The 16,919-nt window shown below is 38.1% G+C and carries 15 protein-coding genes; 3 read left to right on the plus strand and 12 right to left on the minus strand.

Translation table 11 applies throughout. The features are described 5' to 3' along the window. Positions 1 to 165 precede the first annotated feature (165 nt). The 10 genes from KTB61_RS04900 to KTB61_RS04945 all read right to left on the minus strand — a co-directional run bounded on the left by KTB61_RS04900 (position 166) and on the right by KTB61_RS04945 (position 11,726). A complete protein-coding gene (locus KTB61_RS04900; RefSeq protein ID WP_075759520.1) occupies positions 166 to 840 on the minus strand; it encodes a GntR family transcriptional regulator in 675 nt (224 codons plus the stop codon). 20 nt (positions 841 to 860) lie between these two features. After that, positions 861 to 1,724 (minus strand): 4-(cytidine 5'-diphospho)-2-C-methyl-D-erythritol kinase, encoded by an 864-nt coding sequence (gene ispE, locus KTB61_RS04905; protein ID WP_216696937.1) that lies wholly within the window; start codon positions 1,722 to 1,724, stop codon positions 861 to 863. 91 nt (positions 1,725 to 1,815) lie between these two features. Continuing rightward, the gene (locus tag KTB61_RS04910) at positions 1,816 to 3,375 is read right to left on the minus strand and encodes a DUF3794 and LysM peptidoglycan-binding domain-containing protein (RefSeq protein WP_075759522.1); all 1,560 of its coding nucleotides are present in this window, start codon (positions 3,373 to 3,375) and stop codon (positions 1,816 to 1,818) included. Between the two features lie 71 nt (positions 3,376 to 3,446). After that, the gene (locus KTB61_RS04915) at positions 3,447 to 3,695 is read right to left on the minus strand and encodes a Veg family protein (protein WP_075759523.1); all 249 of its coding nucleotides are present in this window, start codon (positions 3,693 to 3,695) and stop codon (positions 3,447 to 3,449) included. A 134-nt stretch (positions 3,696 to 3,829) separates the two neighbouring features. Further along, entirely contained in the window at positions 3,830 to 6,193 is a 2,364-nt protein-coding gene (locus KTB61_RS04920; protein WP_216696938.1) for a homocysteine S-methyltransferase family protein, read from the minus strand. Beyond that, positions 6,160 to 6,813 (minus strand): Vitamin B12 dependent methionine synthase, activation domain protein, encoded by a 654-nt coding sequence (locus KTB61_RS04925; RefSeq protein WP_075759525.1) that lies wholly within the window; start codon positions 6,811 to 6,813, stop codon positions 6,160 to 6,162. The genes KTB61_RS04920 and KTB61_RS04925 overlap by 34 nt, the downstream gene beginning before the upstream one ends. Further along, positions 6,806 to 7,699 carry a methylenetetrahydrofolate reductase [NAD(P)H] gene (metF, locus tag KTB61_RS04930; protein ID WP_216696939.1) on the minus strand — a complete coding sequence of 298 codons (894 nt, stop codon included), beginning with the start codon at positions 7,697 to 7,699 and terminating at the stop codon, positions 6,806 to 6,808. The genes KTB61_RS04925 and metF overlap by 8 nt, the downstream gene beginning before the upstream one ends. A 220-nt stretch (positions 7,700 to 7,919) precedes the next feature. Continuing rightward, positions 7,920 to 9,902 (minus strand): ATP-dependent zinc metalloprotease FtsH, encoded by a 1,983-nt coding sequence (gene ftsH, locus KTB61_RS04935; protein ID WP_216696940.1) that lies wholly within the window; start codon positions 9,900 to 9,902, stop codon positions 7,920 to 7,922. An 85-nt stretch (positions 9,903 to 9,987) separates the two neighbouring features. Then, the gene (locus KTB61_RS04940; protein ID WP_075759528.1) at positions 9,988 to 10,383 is read right to left on the minus strand and encodes a protease complex subunit PrcB family protein; all 396 of its coding nucleotides are present in this window, start codon (positions 10,381 to 10,383) and stop codon (positions 9,988 to 9,990) included. Positions 10,384 to 10,418: 35 nt separating this feature from the next. Further along, positions 10,419 to 11,726, minus strand: coding sequence for a pyrimidine-nucleoside phosphorylase (locus KTB61_RS04945; protein WP_075759529.1), 1,308 nt, complete (start codon positions 11,724 to 11,726; stop codon positions 10,419 to 10,421). Positions 11,727 to 11,892: 166 nt separating this feature from the next. Between KTB61_RS04945 and rbr the strand changes: the two genes are divergently transcribed. Next, on the plus strand, positions 11,893 to 12,435 hold the full coding sequence (gene rbr, locus KTB61_RS04950) for a rubrerythrin (RefSeq protein ID WP_075759530.1): 543 nt from the start codon (positions 11,893 to 11,895) through the stop codon (positions 12,433 to 12,435). Positions 12,436 to 12,599: 164 nt separating this feature from the next. Here the strand turns inward: rbr and KTB61_RS04955 are convergent, their stop codons facing one another. Both KTB61_RS04955 and KTB61_RS04960 read right to left on the minus strand, forming a co-directional pair. After that, complete coding sequence (locus KTB61_RS04955) at positions 12,600 to 13,364, minus strand: hypothetical protein (protein ID WP_216696941.1); 765 nt, start codon at positions 13,362 to 13,364, stop codon at positions 12,600 to 12,602. Positions 13,365 to 13,553: 189 nt separating this feature from the next. Continuing rightward, a complete protein-coding gene (locus KTB61_RS04960) occupies positions 13,554 to 14,006 on the minus strand; it encodes a nucleolar protein 3 (protein ID WP_216696942.1) in 453 nt (150 codons plus the stop codon). A 120-nt stretch (positions 14,007 to 14,126) separates the two neighbouring features. Between KTB61_RS04960 and KTB61_RS04965 the strand changes: the two genes are divergently transcribed. Together KTB61_RS04965 and KTB61_RS04970 are read left to right on the plus strand one after the other, a co-directional pair. Beyond that, positions 14,127 to 15,104, plus strand: a complete 978-nt coding sequence (locus KTB61_RS04965; RefSeq protein WP_230973615.1) for a phosphotransferase — start codon at positions 14,127 to 14,129, stop codon at positions 15,102 to 15,104. A gap of 61 nt (positions 15,105 to 15,165) precedes the next feature. After that, complete coding sequence (locus KTB61_RS04970) at positions 15,166 to 16,890, plus strand: phospho-sugar mutase (RefSeq protein WP_075759532.1); 1,725 nt, start codon at positions 15,166 to 15,168, stop codon at positions 16,888 to 16,890. Positions 16,891 to 16,919: the final 29 nt, after the last annotated feature.

Raw genomic sequence — 16,919 nt, forward strand, 5'->3', positions numbered from 1 at the left:
TGCAGCAGTTTTAACTGCTTTCCTTTGCACATCGTGCACATCCACGCGGAGCGTTTTTTATTACATAGGAAATTCAAAGGAATTTCCTATGTAATAAAAAACGCCACAGGAATACAGAGAAATTTTTTTCTCACTACGGTTCCTGTGACGTTTCTTTTTATTATGTTAGTTTTCTTCTTTTATATTACGAATTACTGTCATTTCCTGATTATAAAGATGATTCTTCATAATCTCTTTGGCCTCTTCTTTTTTCCCTGAGAACATGGCTTTAGCCATTGCCTTATGTTCCTTCAGAAGACTTGCATGATATTCTGTATCTTTGATATATTCCAGACGATAACGATACATCTGTTCCCTCAGATTGTTTAAAATCTGTATCAGTCTTGCATTCCCTGTGGAATCAAAAATGGTATCGTGGAATTCCATATCACTATCTGCAATGGCAGCATTATCTCCTGATTCAATCGCTTTTTCAAATTCTGTCAGTGCCTTCTCAATTTTGGCTCTGGATTCATCATTCATCCTCTCTGTTGCCAGTTCTGCCGCTAATTCTTCCAGTGAACTGCGAACCTCCAGAACATCTCTTAAATCTTTCTCTGTAATTCTTGCAACTTCCGCACCTTTTCTAGGAATCATTACAACAAGACCTTCCAGCTCCAGCTTACGAATTGCCTCTCTGACTGGTGTACGGCTTACTCCAAGTCGATTTGCCAGGGCGATTTCCATTAATCTTTCTCCCGGTGCAAACTCTCCTGTAATAATTGCCTGACGAAGTGTGTTAAACACCACATCACGCAATGGAAGATATTCATTCATATTTACTTTTAATTTATCACTCATTGTTACTCCTCCTGCTTCTCTTATTGTATTGGCCTAACTACATAAGCCTGCTTTATGTCTTTGATGCTTCTCAGGGATTTTAATGCCTGATCTGCCTTTTTCTTATCAGAGAAAATTCCAAAAATCGTCGGACCGCTTCCACTCATCAGCGCTCCCATGGCTCCCTGCTCCATCAGATGCTCTTTTACCCGGGCAATCACCGGATACTCTGGTATAGTTACTGTTTCCAGAACATTTTCCAATCTGTCACATATGCCTTTTAAGTTATCACTTTTCAAACATTCTATCATCCCGTCAATATCAGGATGTTTTTCTAAACTGTCCAGTTTTAAATTCTTGTATACAAATGCCGTTGACACACTGATACCAGGCTTTGCAACCAATATATAACAATCCGGCATTGGTGCTATCCGTGAAAGCTTCTCACCAATACCTTCCGCTAATGCAGTTCCTCCCCAGATGCAATACGGGACATCCGCTCCTAATGCTACACCGCACTCACAAAGCTCATCTGTTGAAAGTCCTAACTGAAACATCTGATTCATTCCTTTTAATGCCGCCGCGCAATTGGAACTTCCTCCGGCCATACCAGCCGCTACAGGAATTTTCTTCTCTAAATGAATTTTCACTCCCGTTGTAATATGATATTTTTCCTTCATCAATGCCACTGCACGATACACCAGATTTTTATCATCTGTTGGAAGAAATGAAAGATTACAGTCCATAACGATCTTATCTTCTTTCATTTTCTCCATTGTCAAGACATCATAAAGACCAACCGTCTGCATAATCATCTTGACCTCATGATAACCGTCTGGGCGTTTTCCTAAAACATCCAGTCCCAAATTAATCTTTCCATATGATTTTAGAACAATATGATCCATTTATGCTCCTTTTCCCTGTCTCTCAGTATTTATCCTACTGATATATTTGTATACAATTTATTATAATATTGTTCTAAAAAAAATGCAATCCTTATTTACACCCTAATTCCTTAACAATGAGCAGTTTATCTCCTGGATTTACTTCTTCTATTCCATCATTTTGTTCTCTTATACTTTCAATGGTCGTAAAAAATGTTTTTGCAATGGACCAGAGCGTGTCGTCTTCTTTTACGATATATCCTACAATTCCTGGAATCTGCTGAATCATTTCATAGTCCAGCGGTTCTTCGTTTACATGAATCATAACTCTTTGCTGCTTTTTGCGAAAGGAAATAAAATCAAACACAATAGAAACTTTTATTTCTATTTCATCTCCCTCTGTTGGCATTCCAGTCATCTGATCCAATCTGACATCTACCTGGTAATCATCTCCTTCATTTAGCCCCCTTGCTTCTACAAAAAAAGTAAATGGCTCCATATAGGAATCACTCATAACCGGAGTCTGATCTTCAGAAGATAGATATAATACATCTGCAATCCAGACACCTTCAACATTAAGTCCCTGATCTGTCATTTCAATCTCATCAATATTACAGCTTCCTTTCACTGATAAAACCTGCAAAAGCTTCCCTGGTTCCTGTTGTATAGGAAATTTCTTCGCCGCTTTCATAATCGCCTGATTTTTGCCGATCAAAGTTTCGAAATCAAACATACGGTATTCCGGTACCAGTTTTGCATCCATTTTATAACCATCATCCACATAGGTCATTGTCTGATCTTCATATATTTTGATATCACAGTCCAGTGTTACATCCAAGGCAATAACCCGTTCCTCTCCATCCACATCCGGTCGTATTTCCATCTGCTGATTTCCCGTGGTCATTCCAACTTTTCCCACCATTCCAGGTGCACATTCATAACACTCCAGCTCAGTATGCACTGGAATTTCCCATCGTGCATACTGAACAGGCATCTGCTCATCTTCACCTATATATAGCAAAAAAACATGCATAATTCCCTGAATTTCTATTACATGATCCGCCAGTTTAGCCTGAAGATTTTCCATATCAATCTGGCTCCAGAGCATCTGATAAATATTGGCTTTATTTGCTGGAAGTACCAACTCTTCTTTTAGTCTTGCTATATCTTTCTTATTAACAATCAGATCCGTTACCTGAATTTCTTTTTTTAGAGTTGAAACACCATCATCCAGGATATCCGTAATAGCCTCTTCTTTGATTTCTTCACTTACCTGCAGGATAAATGTAAGAAGTACACGAATACTTAGCTTTCTGGAATTAATCAGAACTGTATTAATATCATCGATGGAATATTTCACTTTTACATAATCTGCCGGAAGCACCCCATCAATATGTATATATTCTTCAAAAGGCAGTGAATACTCCAGAGAATCCAAAAAGGTTCTTGGATCATTTGTTCCATACAGCCCCTGAAAATGTAATTCACCCTTCATTCTCACTTTATCTACCATCATCTCTGTTTCCTGCATAAGTACAGTTCCCTTGGTCTGTATTATCTTTTCAATATCAGGTTTTGTATCCGGGACATTACAATCCTGATCAATGGTAATTTGTACCTGTTTTCGTTCTTTGGCTGCAATTCCGTAAAAATCTTTTTTATTAAAATCCATAAAAAATTCCTCCCTGTCTGTATATACAAATATATTCTGACAGAAAGGAATCTATGCCTTCATCATTCAATTTAATTTTCCAGCAGCATCATTCGAACGTCCCTGGTAATTACGTCCTGATAGCTGAAAGTTACTGTTTTATTCTGATCTTTACCAGATTCATCTTCAAGTTCTACAAGGAAGATATTCGGATATGTCTCAGTAATCACTCCCTGTGCAGTTTCAAATTTATGTCTTCCTCTGTTTGCGCTGATTTTGATCCTGCTTCCAACCTGATTCTTGATTGATTGACGGACTCTCTGCAGGTCTAACTGTGTCATTCTCTCACCTCATTCCATATGCAGAATCGGAAATCATTCTGCATAGTTTCTGTTCTATTCTATCATTCTGCCCAGTTTTTGTCAAATTTACACATATTAAACTGCAAATTTCCGTCAATTTGCCAAATTTTAGATCAAGATATCATCTGCTCCAGAAGATTAACTGCTGCCATAGCATCCTCTGTATAATGATCTGCTCCTATATCCTTTGCAATATCTTCCGTAAGGACTGCTCCACCTACCCAGATTGGACAAGTACAGCCATCTTCCTTTAACTTCTGAATGGTTTTTTCCATGGAAACCACTGTTGTTGTCATCAGTGCACTTAATCCTATGGCTTTTGGCTGATATTTATGATAAGCTTCCACCACTTTTTCTATTTTCACATCTTTTCCAAGATCGATCACTTTATATCCATAGCTTTCCAGAACTACCTTCACGATATTCTTTCCAATATCATGAATATCTCCTTCAACAGTAGCTATCATGATTGGTCCCTTTTCTTCTCCTTCATTGGACGAGAATGATTCTTTTACGATTTCAAAAGCCTTTTTCGTTGTTTCTGCAGACTGGATCAACTGAGGTAAAAATATTTTTCCTGTTTCATAATCTTTTCCAACAACATCCAGCGCAGGGATAATCACCTGGTTGATCAAATCAAGCGGTTGTGTGTCCTCAAGGCTCTGTCGAACCGATGCTTCTACCTCATCCTTGAGTCCATGGATGATAATCTCTTTCAGATCAAATCCTGCTTTTGCCGGTGCTACCGTGGTTTTTGTTTCTGCCTGGGATTGATTCTTGATATACTGCTGGCTGTCAATATCTTTATAAAATAAAACATGAAAGGCATCAATGGTGCTCATCAGTTCCTGATCCAGCGGATTAATGATTGGAAGATCCAGTCCGGCCTCCATGGCCAAAGTTAAAAATGTCCTGTTTAACAGCGGACGATTTGGTAATCCAAAGGAAACGTTGGAAACACCCAGAACCGTATGTACGCCCAGTTCCTTTACCATCTTCATGGCTTTTAATGTTTCTTTTACTTCTTTCTGCTGTGCAGATGCCGTTAGCGTCAGACAGTCAATGATAATATCTTCTTTGCCTATTCCATAGGATTCTGCTTTTTTTATGATCTTCTGTGCAATCTCAAATCGTTCCTCTGCTTTAAGCGGAATTCCTTCCGCAAGTGTCAGTCCAATAACCACTCCCCCATATTTCTTTACTATAGGGAAGATTGCTTCCATAACCTCGTCTTTTCCATTGACAGAATTGATCAGTGGCTTACCATTGTAATAACGACAGGCTTTTTCAATTGCCTCCGGATTGGAGCTGTCAATCTGCAACGGTAATGTAATCACTTCCTGAAGCAGCCGGATCACCTGTTTCATTGTTTCCGGCTCATCGATTCCCGGAAGCCCAACATTTACATCCAGCACTTCCGCTCCTGCTTCATCCTGCTTTACTGCTTCTACAACCAGTTCATCATACCTTTCCTCCAGAAGAGCTTTTTTCATCTTTTTCTTTCCTGTAGGATTCAGTCTTTCTCCACAGACAATGACTTTATCTCCAAATGTCACTGTTTTTGTCTGACTGGATACTCTGGTTTTTTTTGTCACTATCCTGTCTGCCACTGTCTTTTGCGCAGCCTGTGCCAGTTTTTCAATAAACTCTGGTGTCGTTCCACAACATCCACCTACAATAGCTGCTCCTCTTGCCATATAGTCTTTCATGGCTTCTACATATTCATCTGCCGTTACATGATAATGGGTTTCACCATGTTCAAGACAAGGAAGCCCTGCATTCGGTTGGAGCATCACCGGTACAGAAGCACAATCCAGGATTTCATCGATGATTGGTTTTAATTCTTCAGGGCCTAAAGAGCAGTTCACTCCTAAAGCATCCACTCCCAGTCCTTCTGCCACATTGACAAAGGTTACAGGGTCATTTCCTGACAAAGTTCTTCTATTCTGTTCAAAGGTCATAGTGACAAAAACCGGAAGATCTGTATGCTCTTTTACCGCCAGTACCCCTGCTTTCACCTCGTATAAATCACTCATAGTTTCAAAAAGTACCACATCAACCTGGTCTTTTACGATTTCAACCTGTTCCAGAATAATATCATAGGCTTCATCAAATGTCAGTGTTCCCATAGGCTCAAGCAGCTGTCCTATTGGACCTATATCCAATACAATATAAGCATCTTCTTCTCTTCCTGCCTGTTTCCTTGCTTCCTTTGCATTTTCAACTGCAGCAAGAAGCATTTCTTTTACTCCATACTTTGCATGCTTCATTTTTAAACGATTACATCCAAACGTATTTATCGTAATAAAATCTGCTCCTGCCTCCAGATATTTTCTGTGAATAGATACCAGAAGTTCTGGACGTTCCACATTCAATTCTTCCGGTATCGCTCCTGCTGCCAGCCCGGCATTCTGAAGCTGGGTACCCATAGCTCCATCAAATATCAACAAATCTTTTCCGATCCGCTCTCGTAACATCTTTGTCCTCGCTTTCTAAAACAGCAATCTTCTCTCATAATGCATGTTCCACATTTCTTCTTTCGATTTTTATTCCCGATTCCAATCAGTCCCAACATGGATTTTTGAGGAATCAGAAGATTATCTGGTGTGATAGTAACCGCCAGATTTTTGTGAATATCCAGAAGCTGCGCAATTCTTCGATTAAACTTCAAAGGAAAATCACCATATCCCGGACATGCACGATAAGTCCGGTTTACATATCCAAGCTTTTCTTCATATTCATCACACACATCCTCCAGATACGCACTGGACACAGCATCCATAATAGCTGCTTTTGTCATATCAATTTTAGCATAATACTTTATCTTTCGTTCTATTGAAATTCCAAGGGTACAGCCGATCAGCAAACATTGATCACAGTTCTCCAGCAGTTCCTTCATTTGTTCTCCCGGAATCTCATCTCCTGTTTCTTCTATGCGAAGAGGATTCTGACCAAGAGTAAATAATCTACAGAAAATTCCCGGCTGGGCAGTTTCCTTTACCTCCTGAATACAGGAATCGATCAACTGTTCCATCTCTTCTGAAAGAATCTGTTTCTTATCATATCCAAGATATTTTAATGCTGTGTCTTTAATCATGGTTCAATTCCTTTAAAACCGTTGGAATACTATCAAAAATTCGATTGGCAATTTCCGGTTTATTCATAGTATAAATATGAATACCATCTACCCCATTGGTAATTAGATCAATAATCTGCTGGGCTGCATAATTAATTCCAATTTCCTGCATTGCTGCCGGATTATCGTAATATGCTTCAATCATAGTGGATAACTGGTACGGGATCGTACATCCACACATTTTTGTAGTACGAATCAAAGATTTTGCATTGGTAATCGGCATGATCCCAGCTAGAATCGGGACATTAATTCCAATTTTCCGTGCTTCGCGCACCAGTCGGTAATAATAATCGTTGTCAAAGAAAATCTGTGTAATCAGATATTCCGCTCCCGCATCTACCTTCTTTTTCAATGCTTCCAGATCCCTTTTAAATCCATCGGCTTCCTGATGGGTTTCCGGATAACATGCACCAGACAGACAAAACTGTCCTGGAAAATTCTCATGAATAAATTCATTTAATTCACTGGCATAATGAAATTCCAGCTTCTTTGGATCAAAATCTGTACTTTCTGCCGGATAATCGCCTCTCAATGCCAGTATATTATCAATATTTTCTTCTTTTAATCTATTACATTCTTTCAGAACATCTTCTTTGGTCGATGTAATACAGCTTAAATGAGCAACCGATTCTATTCCATATTCCTTCTTAATAGCAGATGCAATTTCTACTGTTTTACCTTTAGTAGATCCTCCTGCTCCATAAGTAACACTAATAAAATCCGGGGATAATTTTGATAATTCTTCAATTGTATAATATATAGAAGAAATATCTCCCTCCTTATTCTTTGGCGGGAAAACTTCAAAGGAAATGGTTGCCTTTTTCTTTAATATTTCTGATATTTTCATGGTTTGTTCCCCCTATTTTCTTTTGTAGCTTCAATTTTATCATGTTCATTTTTTCATGTCCATGAATTCCCGATTTATTGTGCTATCAAATTCTTATAGCCCGTAAGAGTTATTTCCTATAACAAAGCGGACAAGTCCGCTTCAACTTCCTCTATCCCTTACTCATAAAAAAAAGAGATGTTGGATATTTCATAATCAAACATCTCTTTTTCATCACCTTTTATTCTTCGTCATCTTCAACCCATTTTGCATAACCTGATTGAAAATCCGGTGCCTCAGTAGCTGTTTCTTCTGTCATCTGCTGCTGTGGTTCTTGTGTTTCAGTATCTTCTTTTTCCTCCGGTTTCGGATTCTTATATTTATCGAAAATTTCCATGAATTCTTTTCCTGTAATCGTTTCTCTTTTAATCAGGAACTGGGCTGCTTCATCTAAAATGTCCATATTATCACGAATATAAGTTAATGCCTTGGCATAGGCATCTTTTAATATCTTCATGACCACTTCATCCACTTTTGCTGCTGTAGAATCAGCACAGTTCATTACCGCACGTCCGTCCAGATAACGGTTGGTAATGGACTCCAGTCCGATCAATCCAAATTCATCAGACATTCCATACTGGGTCACCATAGCTCTGGCAATGGATGTTGCACGTTCAATATCATTGGATGCTCCTGTGGTAATAGTATTAAATTTAACCTCCTCTGCGGCACGACCCCCAAAGAAAGATACCAGATCTGCCAGCATCTCATCTTTCTTATTGAGATATTTCTCTTCTTCCGGACGCTGCATGGTATATCCTAAAGCTCCCATGGTACGTGGTACGATCGTAATCTTCTGTACCGGTTCAGACTCTTTCTGCAATGCCATAACCAATGCATGACCCACTTCATGATATGCAACAATCTGTTTTTCCTCGTCTCCAAGAATTCGATCTTTCTTTTCTTTTCCGGCAATAACCACTTCCACAGCTTCAAATAAATCTTTCTGGGAAACAGCTTTTCGACCTGCCTTTACAGCTCCCAAGGCCGCTTCATTGATCATATTTGCAAGATCAGATCCTACTGCCCCGGATGTTGCCAGAGCAATTTCTTCAAAATCAACCGTCTCATCCATCTTGACATCTTTGGCATGAACTTTCAGAGTCTCAATCCTTCCTTTCAAATCTGGCCGTTCTACAATAACCCTACGGTCAAATCGCCCAGGACGAAGCAATGCCTTATCCAGAACTTCTGGTCGGTTGGTAGCTGCAAGGATAATAATACCTTTAGAAGTATCAAAACCATCCATTTCCGCAAGCAATGCATTCAAAGTCTGCTCACGTTCATCATTACCTCCACCGTGAATTCCATTATCACGGCTCTTACCAATGGCGTCAATCTCATCAATAAAAATAATACAAGGTGCCATGGACTGCGCCTGTTTAAACAGATCACGTACACGAGAAGCTCCTACACCGACAAACATTTCCACAAAATCTGAACCGGATAATGAGAAAAACGGTACATTAGCTTCACCTGCCACTGCTTTTGCAAGCAATGTCTTACCAGTTCCCGGAGGACCTACAAGCAATGCTCCTTTTGGAAGTTTCGCACCAATTTCTGTATATTTCTGAGGATGATGCAGGAAATCCACCATCTCAGTTAACGTTTCTTTTGCTTCTCCCTGGCCTGCTACATCTGCAAATGTAACTCCAGTCTTTTTCTCCACATAGACTTTAGCATTTGATTTTCCTACACCCATCATTCCGCTGCTTCTTCGCATCATCATCACAAGAAAACCAAAGATCAGAATAGTTGGTATCAGATTCAGAACAACCGTCCAAAATGTATCCATAGGATCCTTTGGTTCTTTTTCAAACTTAACATCTCCTTTGGAAAGCCGTTCCACCAACTGATAATCTCCATCAATCCTTTCCACTTTATATGTGGTTTTATAAAATGGATTACCTGTTTTTTTCGGTGTCACTTTCAGCTGACTGTCTGTCACAACAACTTTTTTTACCTGTTTATTGTCCAGCATGGTAATAAATTTATCATAAGAAATGGTCGTTTCTGTACCATTTTTCCATTTGGAAAGAATCTGATTAAAAAAGAAAGTTCCCAAAATTGAAATTACAAGAAAAAAAGTCAGCATCTTGATTGTCTTTTTCTTATTTTCTTTATCGTTTTTATTATTACTATTATTATTCTGTTGATTATCCAAATTAGTTCCTCCTTTGATTCATAAGCACCATTATATGTTTTCTGTTTTTATAAATCAATAAAACTATTCTAAACTTTTTATAATTTTAGCGAAAAATTGCATCTTTTTCATAATATTGGCTTTTTAGAACCAGATATGGAAAAGATGTACCCCTTTTCTGATGCTCTTTCGTAACCCCAATCAAAGTGGTATCAATATAAATATGATCCTGATCCATGGAAAACTCCCTAACTCTAATTTTATATCCTTTTCCAGGCTGTCTTCCATATCCGATTACATAATAGGTAAAATCTCTGGTGGAATAAGTAAAATGAAAAACCTCTTCTTTCTCCTGATCAATCAGATTCATCAATTCTCTGGGCAATACACTTTTTTTACAAACCGCATAAGTAACATTTTCTCTTCTTCCCCGTACTTCTTTTTTTACACATCCTGTCATGAGAAAAACTGCTAAAAATAGAATCCAATATATTTTTTTCATATTGCTTCCTGCTTTTTTTATACTTTATGCCTTTTCTAAAAAAATAAGACGTCCTGGATCATAGACTTTTTTTCTGCTTTCTCTGTGGAAATAATAAAATTTTTATAGAAATGCTCTTTTGCTCTCTCAACTTTATCCTTATCATTTCCATGGATTTCTGCCAATACGTCTCCACGACATACAGCATCTCCAACCTTTTTATGAAGAACCAGGCCAACTGCCGGATCAATAATACTTTCTTTTGTTTCTCGTCCGCCACCTAGGATCAGAGAACAAATCCCCATCTCTTGTGTTTCAATACGATTAACAGTTCCCTCTTCCCCTGAATATATTTCTTCTATTATATGGGCCTTTGGAAGCAGCGATGGATTTTTTATTGCATTTATATCTCCACCCTGTGCTTCTACAAACTGCAGAAATTTCTCCATGGCTTTCCCGCTTTCCACAGCCTCCTTTATCTGACAGATTCCATCCTTAACATTTTCCGCTTTTCCAACAGAAATCAGCATATATGCTCCAAGATTATAAACCAGTTCCGTAAAATCTTCCGATCCCTTTCCCAAAAGAGTATCAATTGCCTCCTTCACTTCCAGAGCATTTCCAATGGCATTTCCCAATGGCTCATCCATATTGGAAATAACCGCTGTCATTTTTCTGCCGGCTTTTGTTCCAATTTCTACCATAGCCCTGGCAAGTACTTTTGCATTTTCCGGTTTTTTCATAAATGCACCGTTACCTGTTTTTACATCCAATACGATGGCATCGGCTCCTGCTGCCAGTTTTTTACTCATAATACTGCTGGCAATCAATGACATCTGATCTACCGTTGCCGTGACATCACGCAATGCATACAGCAATTTATCTGCCGGTGCCAGATCTTTTGTCTGCCCCATTAAAGCAATTCCGATTTGTTTCACCTGAGTTATAAACCGTTCTTCTGTAAGAGTTGTACAAAATCCTGGAATACTTTCTAACTTATCTATGGTCCCTCCAGTATGCCCAAGCCCTCGTCCTGACATTTTGGCAACCGGCACCCCCAGTGATGCAATTACCGGAGCCAGTACCAGGGAAGTTTTATCTCCTACCCCTCCAGTGCTATGCTTATCTACTTTCAGACCCGGTATAGATGACAAATCAAGAAAATCACCACTTTCTGCCATTGCCTGAGTCAGATTATAGGTCTCTGAAGGATTAAGCCCTTGAAAATATATTGCCATCATCATGGCTGACATCTGGTAGTCAGGTATCACTCCCCTGGTGTATCCCTCTACCATCCAGTCAATCTCCTGTTTGGTCAGATTCTCTCCATTACGTTTCTTTAAAATCAAATCATACATACGCATACCAGATACCTCCTTTTATTTATTATATCATAACCAGAAAACCATGCATATTTTCCCTTTTCCTGACTATAATATTCTTATCATACGGAGCAAAAAAATTGACAAATTGTATTTCAAGTGATATAATAATATCAGTAATAATTACTGTTTTTAAGGAGGTAATCAAATGGCAGATTTAAAAGGAACAAAAACAGAAGCAAATTTAATGGCAGCATTTGCCGGTGAATCTCAGGCAAGAAATAAATATGATTTTTACTCTAGTCAGGCAAAAAAAGATGGATATGTTCAATTTGCAAATATTTTCGCTGAAACTGCACTAAACGAAAAAGAACATGCAAAAATCTGGTTTAAGATTCTTCATGGCGGAAGTGTTCCATCCACAATCGAGAACTTAAAAGATGCCGCTGCAGGAGAGAATTTTGAGTGGACAGAAATGTATCCAACCTTTGCTAAAGAAGCAAAAGAAGAAGGATTTGATGAAATTGCCAACCTTTTCTCAATGGTAGCTGAAATTGAAAAGCATCATGATGAACGCTACCAGAAACTCAGTGCAAACCTGGACGAAGATATTGTATACAAACGTGATGTTGAAGTTGCATGGATCTGTACCAACTGCGGACATGTTCATTTCGGAAAAGAAGCACCAAAAGAATGTCCAGTATGTGCACATCCTCAGAAATATTTCAAAATTCAGATTCAGGATTATTAGTTAATTAAAGAACAAAGCGGACAAGTCCGCTATCAACTCCCTGTATCCCTCAATTATGAGGGACTTGCTCCGCTTTGCGTGCCGATGTGCAGCAGTTTTAACTGCTTTCCTTTGCACATCGTGCACATCCGCGCGGAGCGTTTTTTATCTGATTCCCCTGTAAATTATTTTCTCTCTTTTAGCTTGTTATTGCGGCTTTTTTTCTTCAATACCGCTACCATCCCAATAATTACAATCATATCAATTGCAAATAAAATTTTACGCTTAAATCCTGTTGAAACACTTCCCAGTACTCTGGATTCCCTAATATGTGCTTTCTGATCCATAGCTTTCAATTTTTCTTCATTTCTAATTTCTTCTATTGTCAGATATTTTTTCAATTTCCACCTCCTGTCATAAATTTTTGTTTTATTGTTATATATTTCTCTACTATTATTTTTTGCAGAGAAACTTTTCATCTGACCATCTGAATTAATAAAATATTTCAATGCAGTTTTTTTGAAAGACAATTCATTATGAAAAGGTTCAAAAGATAAGGTCTTATAATCATCTGTATCTACTTCATAAATACCATTGCCAATCTTCCAGTTCTGCTTATCCTTTTTTAATGATGCTACAACATTATCCCCTTCTTCCAATATTTCCTTTTCATGGTACGACCATCGATAAGAAATATATCCTGATTTATCTACCACATAGCGATGATTCTCTTCCCTTTTTGCAATAGTATCATCACTTAAATCCACATTAATATAATCTGTCACCTTTAACACAATATAATCTTTTGAAGTGTGACTGACTTTTCCTACAAACAGTACATCCTGATTTTTATTCTGCATTATCATTTCTTCCGGATCAGAGGCAAATATATTTACAGAGCAGGAAAAGATCGTTAGTATCACTCCCATGACAACCAGATATTTTTTCATCTGACACCTCCTCCTCTTGTCCTTTATATTATATACAAATAAAAAGCTAAATTTATGACGAAAAAACTGAATAAATCTTAATTTTTTCTATAGAAGAGCGGCGCGCTTTTTTGTTACATGGGAAATTTAAAAAAAGGACCGGATACTGCTTTTGCAAAATCCAATCCTTTTGTTATGATACTTTCTTTTTTATTTTACAGATAAAATCTGCATATTAGCCTGTCCCGCTTTGGCTCCATATGTAAATGTTATCTTGCTTCCTTCTCCCTTATCATTCAGAGCCTTTTTCACATCTTCGTTATACACAAAAAAGGTTTTGTATTCACCGTTGGCCATCTCTACTTCAACAGAACTTGAATCTACCCATCCGTTAAATGTTCCTGTTCCTGTTTCAGGTTTTGCTTCTTCATCTTCTTTTGTCGCAACATCATCACTGTCTACTGGCTCTGTTGTTGCTTCTGTTGTTTCAGAAGTTGCAACTGTTGTCTGTGCATCTTCTGTTGTTGCCTCTGTATCTTTACTTTCTGTTGCTTCTGTTGTTACTTCAGACTCCGGACTGCTTGGGCTCTTTTTCCCGCATGCCACCAATGAAACGGCACCAATGAGTAATATACCTGCTATCAATAAAAATCTCTTTCTCATGATTCATACTCCTTTCTGAATTTATAATCAGTATATCCCATTTAAAGTTGAATGACAAGATAATATCATATTCCAGCTTTTACCATCATATCATTAGAGGTAGAACTTTGAGGAGGATATATGTTGAACGAGAAATATCAAATGTTATTGGACCAATATGATATTTGTACTGATTACCTGAAACGGGGTCGTGGCGGAGTCCTGTGCCATACCAGTCACGGAATTTATGCCCTGGCGCAGACTTCACTCTCAGAAGAACGGCTTTTTGCTGTATCTCAGTGGACAAAAATGCTAAAAGATGCAGGATTCCTTTATACCGATCAGTACATTTTAAATAGAAATGACTGTTTTCTTACTTACGATAAATATTATGAGACCTATACTCTGCGAAAAACATTTACCGGATCTGAATGTGACATTCATTCTTTAAAAGATCTTCAGATTGCAGCATCCAATCTTGGAATGCTTCATCGAATTTCCCTGAATCTTTCTTTTCCAATGAAAAATATCAAAAAATACCTTTCGATTCCAAAACAATATCAGCAAAAATATTCAGAAATGAAAAGTATTTACCGCTTTATCCGCAACAAAAAAAATAAAGGAACCTTTGAGTATCTTTTCATAGAACAAACTGGTGATTTCTGGAAACAAATGGAAAGTTCTCTTAGCCTTCTTGAATCTTCTGCACCTTCTCATTCCGGATGGTGCCATGGTTCTTATAACCACCATAACGTACTGATTACTGATCATTTTCCTGCAACCATTCATTTTGAGCATTTTTATTATGGATATCCTATTTTGGATTTGTACTATTTTCTGAGAAAAGTTCTTGAAAAAAATAATTACCGTTTTACCTATTGTGAAGCTGTTTTAAAAAATTATAGCAGAGAACTTCCTTTGTCTTCCAATGACTATTCCTGTCTTTACGGGCTGTTTTTATTTCCGGAAAAATTCTGGAAAATCTCAAATCAGTATATGAGTCACAAAAAACACTGGGTTTCTCCACGATATATTGACAAATTGGAAGAATTTGTTTTATCAAAAGAGCTTCGAACAATTTTTCTCGAAAAATATGTACAAATTTATAATGTATTTTAGTTCATTTTAAGGTATAATTAAACAAAGGCATTTAAAATAACTTAAAGGAGGAGTTAATCTTATGAATTACAAAGAAACATACCAAGAATGGCTGAGCAACCCTTATTTTGATGAGGCTACAAAAGAAGAGCTGAAAGCCATTGAAAATGACGACAATGAAATCAAAGAACGCTTTTATGCAGACCTGGCATTTGGAACTGCCGGACTTCGTGGAATTATAGGTGCTGGTATCAACCGTATGAATATTTATGTTGTCAGAAAAGCTACACAGGGATTGGCTGATTACATTCTGGAACAGAACACAGATAAAAAACGTGTTGCCATTGCATTTGACTCCAGACATATGTCTCCGGAATTTGCAGATGAAGCAGCAAGATGTCTCGCAGCTAACGGAATCAAAGCATATATCTTTGAATCTCTCCGTCCTACTCCTGAATTATCCTTTGCCGTAAGACATTTGGATTGTATCGCAGGAATCAATATTACAGCCAGCCATAATCCGCCTGCATATAACGGATACAAAGTATACTGGGAAGATGGTGCACAGTTTACAGATCCTCACGCATCAGGAGTTACCGCAAAGGTTAATGCCATTACGGATATTTCCACATGCAAGACAATTTCAAAAGATGATGCTGTTTCTGCCGGATTATACGAAGTAATTGGCAAGGAAGTTGATGATGCCTACATCTCAGAAGTTGAAAAACAGGTATTTAACCAAAAAGCAATCGATGAAATGGCATCTAAATTAAAGATCGTTTACACTCCTCTTCACGGAACTGGAAACCTGCCGGTACGTCGCGTACTTGACGATTTAGGATTTAAAAATGTTTATGTTGTACCAGAACAGGAATTACCAGATGGTGACTTCCCTACTGTCAGCTATCCAAACCCGGAAGCAAAAGAAGCTTTTGCACTTGGTCTTGCTCTTGCTAAAGAAAAAGATGCTGATCTGGTTCTGGCTACAGACCCGGATGCTGACCGTCTTGGTGTTTATGTAAAAGATTCAAAAACAGGTGATTACATTCCATTGACAGGAAATATGTCCGGTTCTCTGTTATGTGAATATGTATTAAGCCAGAAAAAAGCAATCAATGGTTCCCTTCCAGAAGATGGTGCAGTTATTAAATCTATCGTAACAACAAATCTGGTTGATGCTGTTGCTGCCGGATATGGCGTGAATTTAATTAAAGTATTAACTGGTTTTAAATGGATCGGAAAAGAAATTCTTGGATTTGAAAATACTGGAAAAGGAACTTATCTCTTTGGATTGGAAGAAAGCTATGGATGCCTGATCGGAACCTATGCCAGAGATAAGGATGCCGTATCTGCAACAGTTGCTCTCTGTGAAGCTGCTGCATACTACGCAACCCAGGGTAAAACATTATGGGATGTTATGATTGATATGTACGAAAAATATGGATACTATCTTGACCGCATCACTGCTATGGACTTCCCGGGATTGGAAGGAATGGACAAAATGAAGACTATGCTGGCTGATTTCCGTGAAAATCCTCCAAAAGAAATCGCTGGATTTAAAGTTGAAAAAGTTCGTGACTACGGAAATGATACAATTCTTGACGTTGCTACTGGAGATATTTCTCCAATCGGACTTCCGAAATCTGACGTTCTGTACTATGAATTAGAAGGTGGTTCCTGGTTATGTGTACGTCCATCCGGAACAGAACCTAAAATCAAATTCTACTATGGTGTAAGAGCAGACAGCATGGACGCAGCTCAGGCAGACAGTGATAAACTGGATGCATGGGCAAAAGCTCAGGCATAATCTGATTTCTTATTGAAACGGTAAAAAAA

The organism is Anaerostipes faecalis (assembly GCF_018982945.1).
GTDB lineage: Bacteria > Bacillota > Clostridia > Lachnospirales > Lachnospiraceae > Anaerostipes > Anaerostipes faecalis.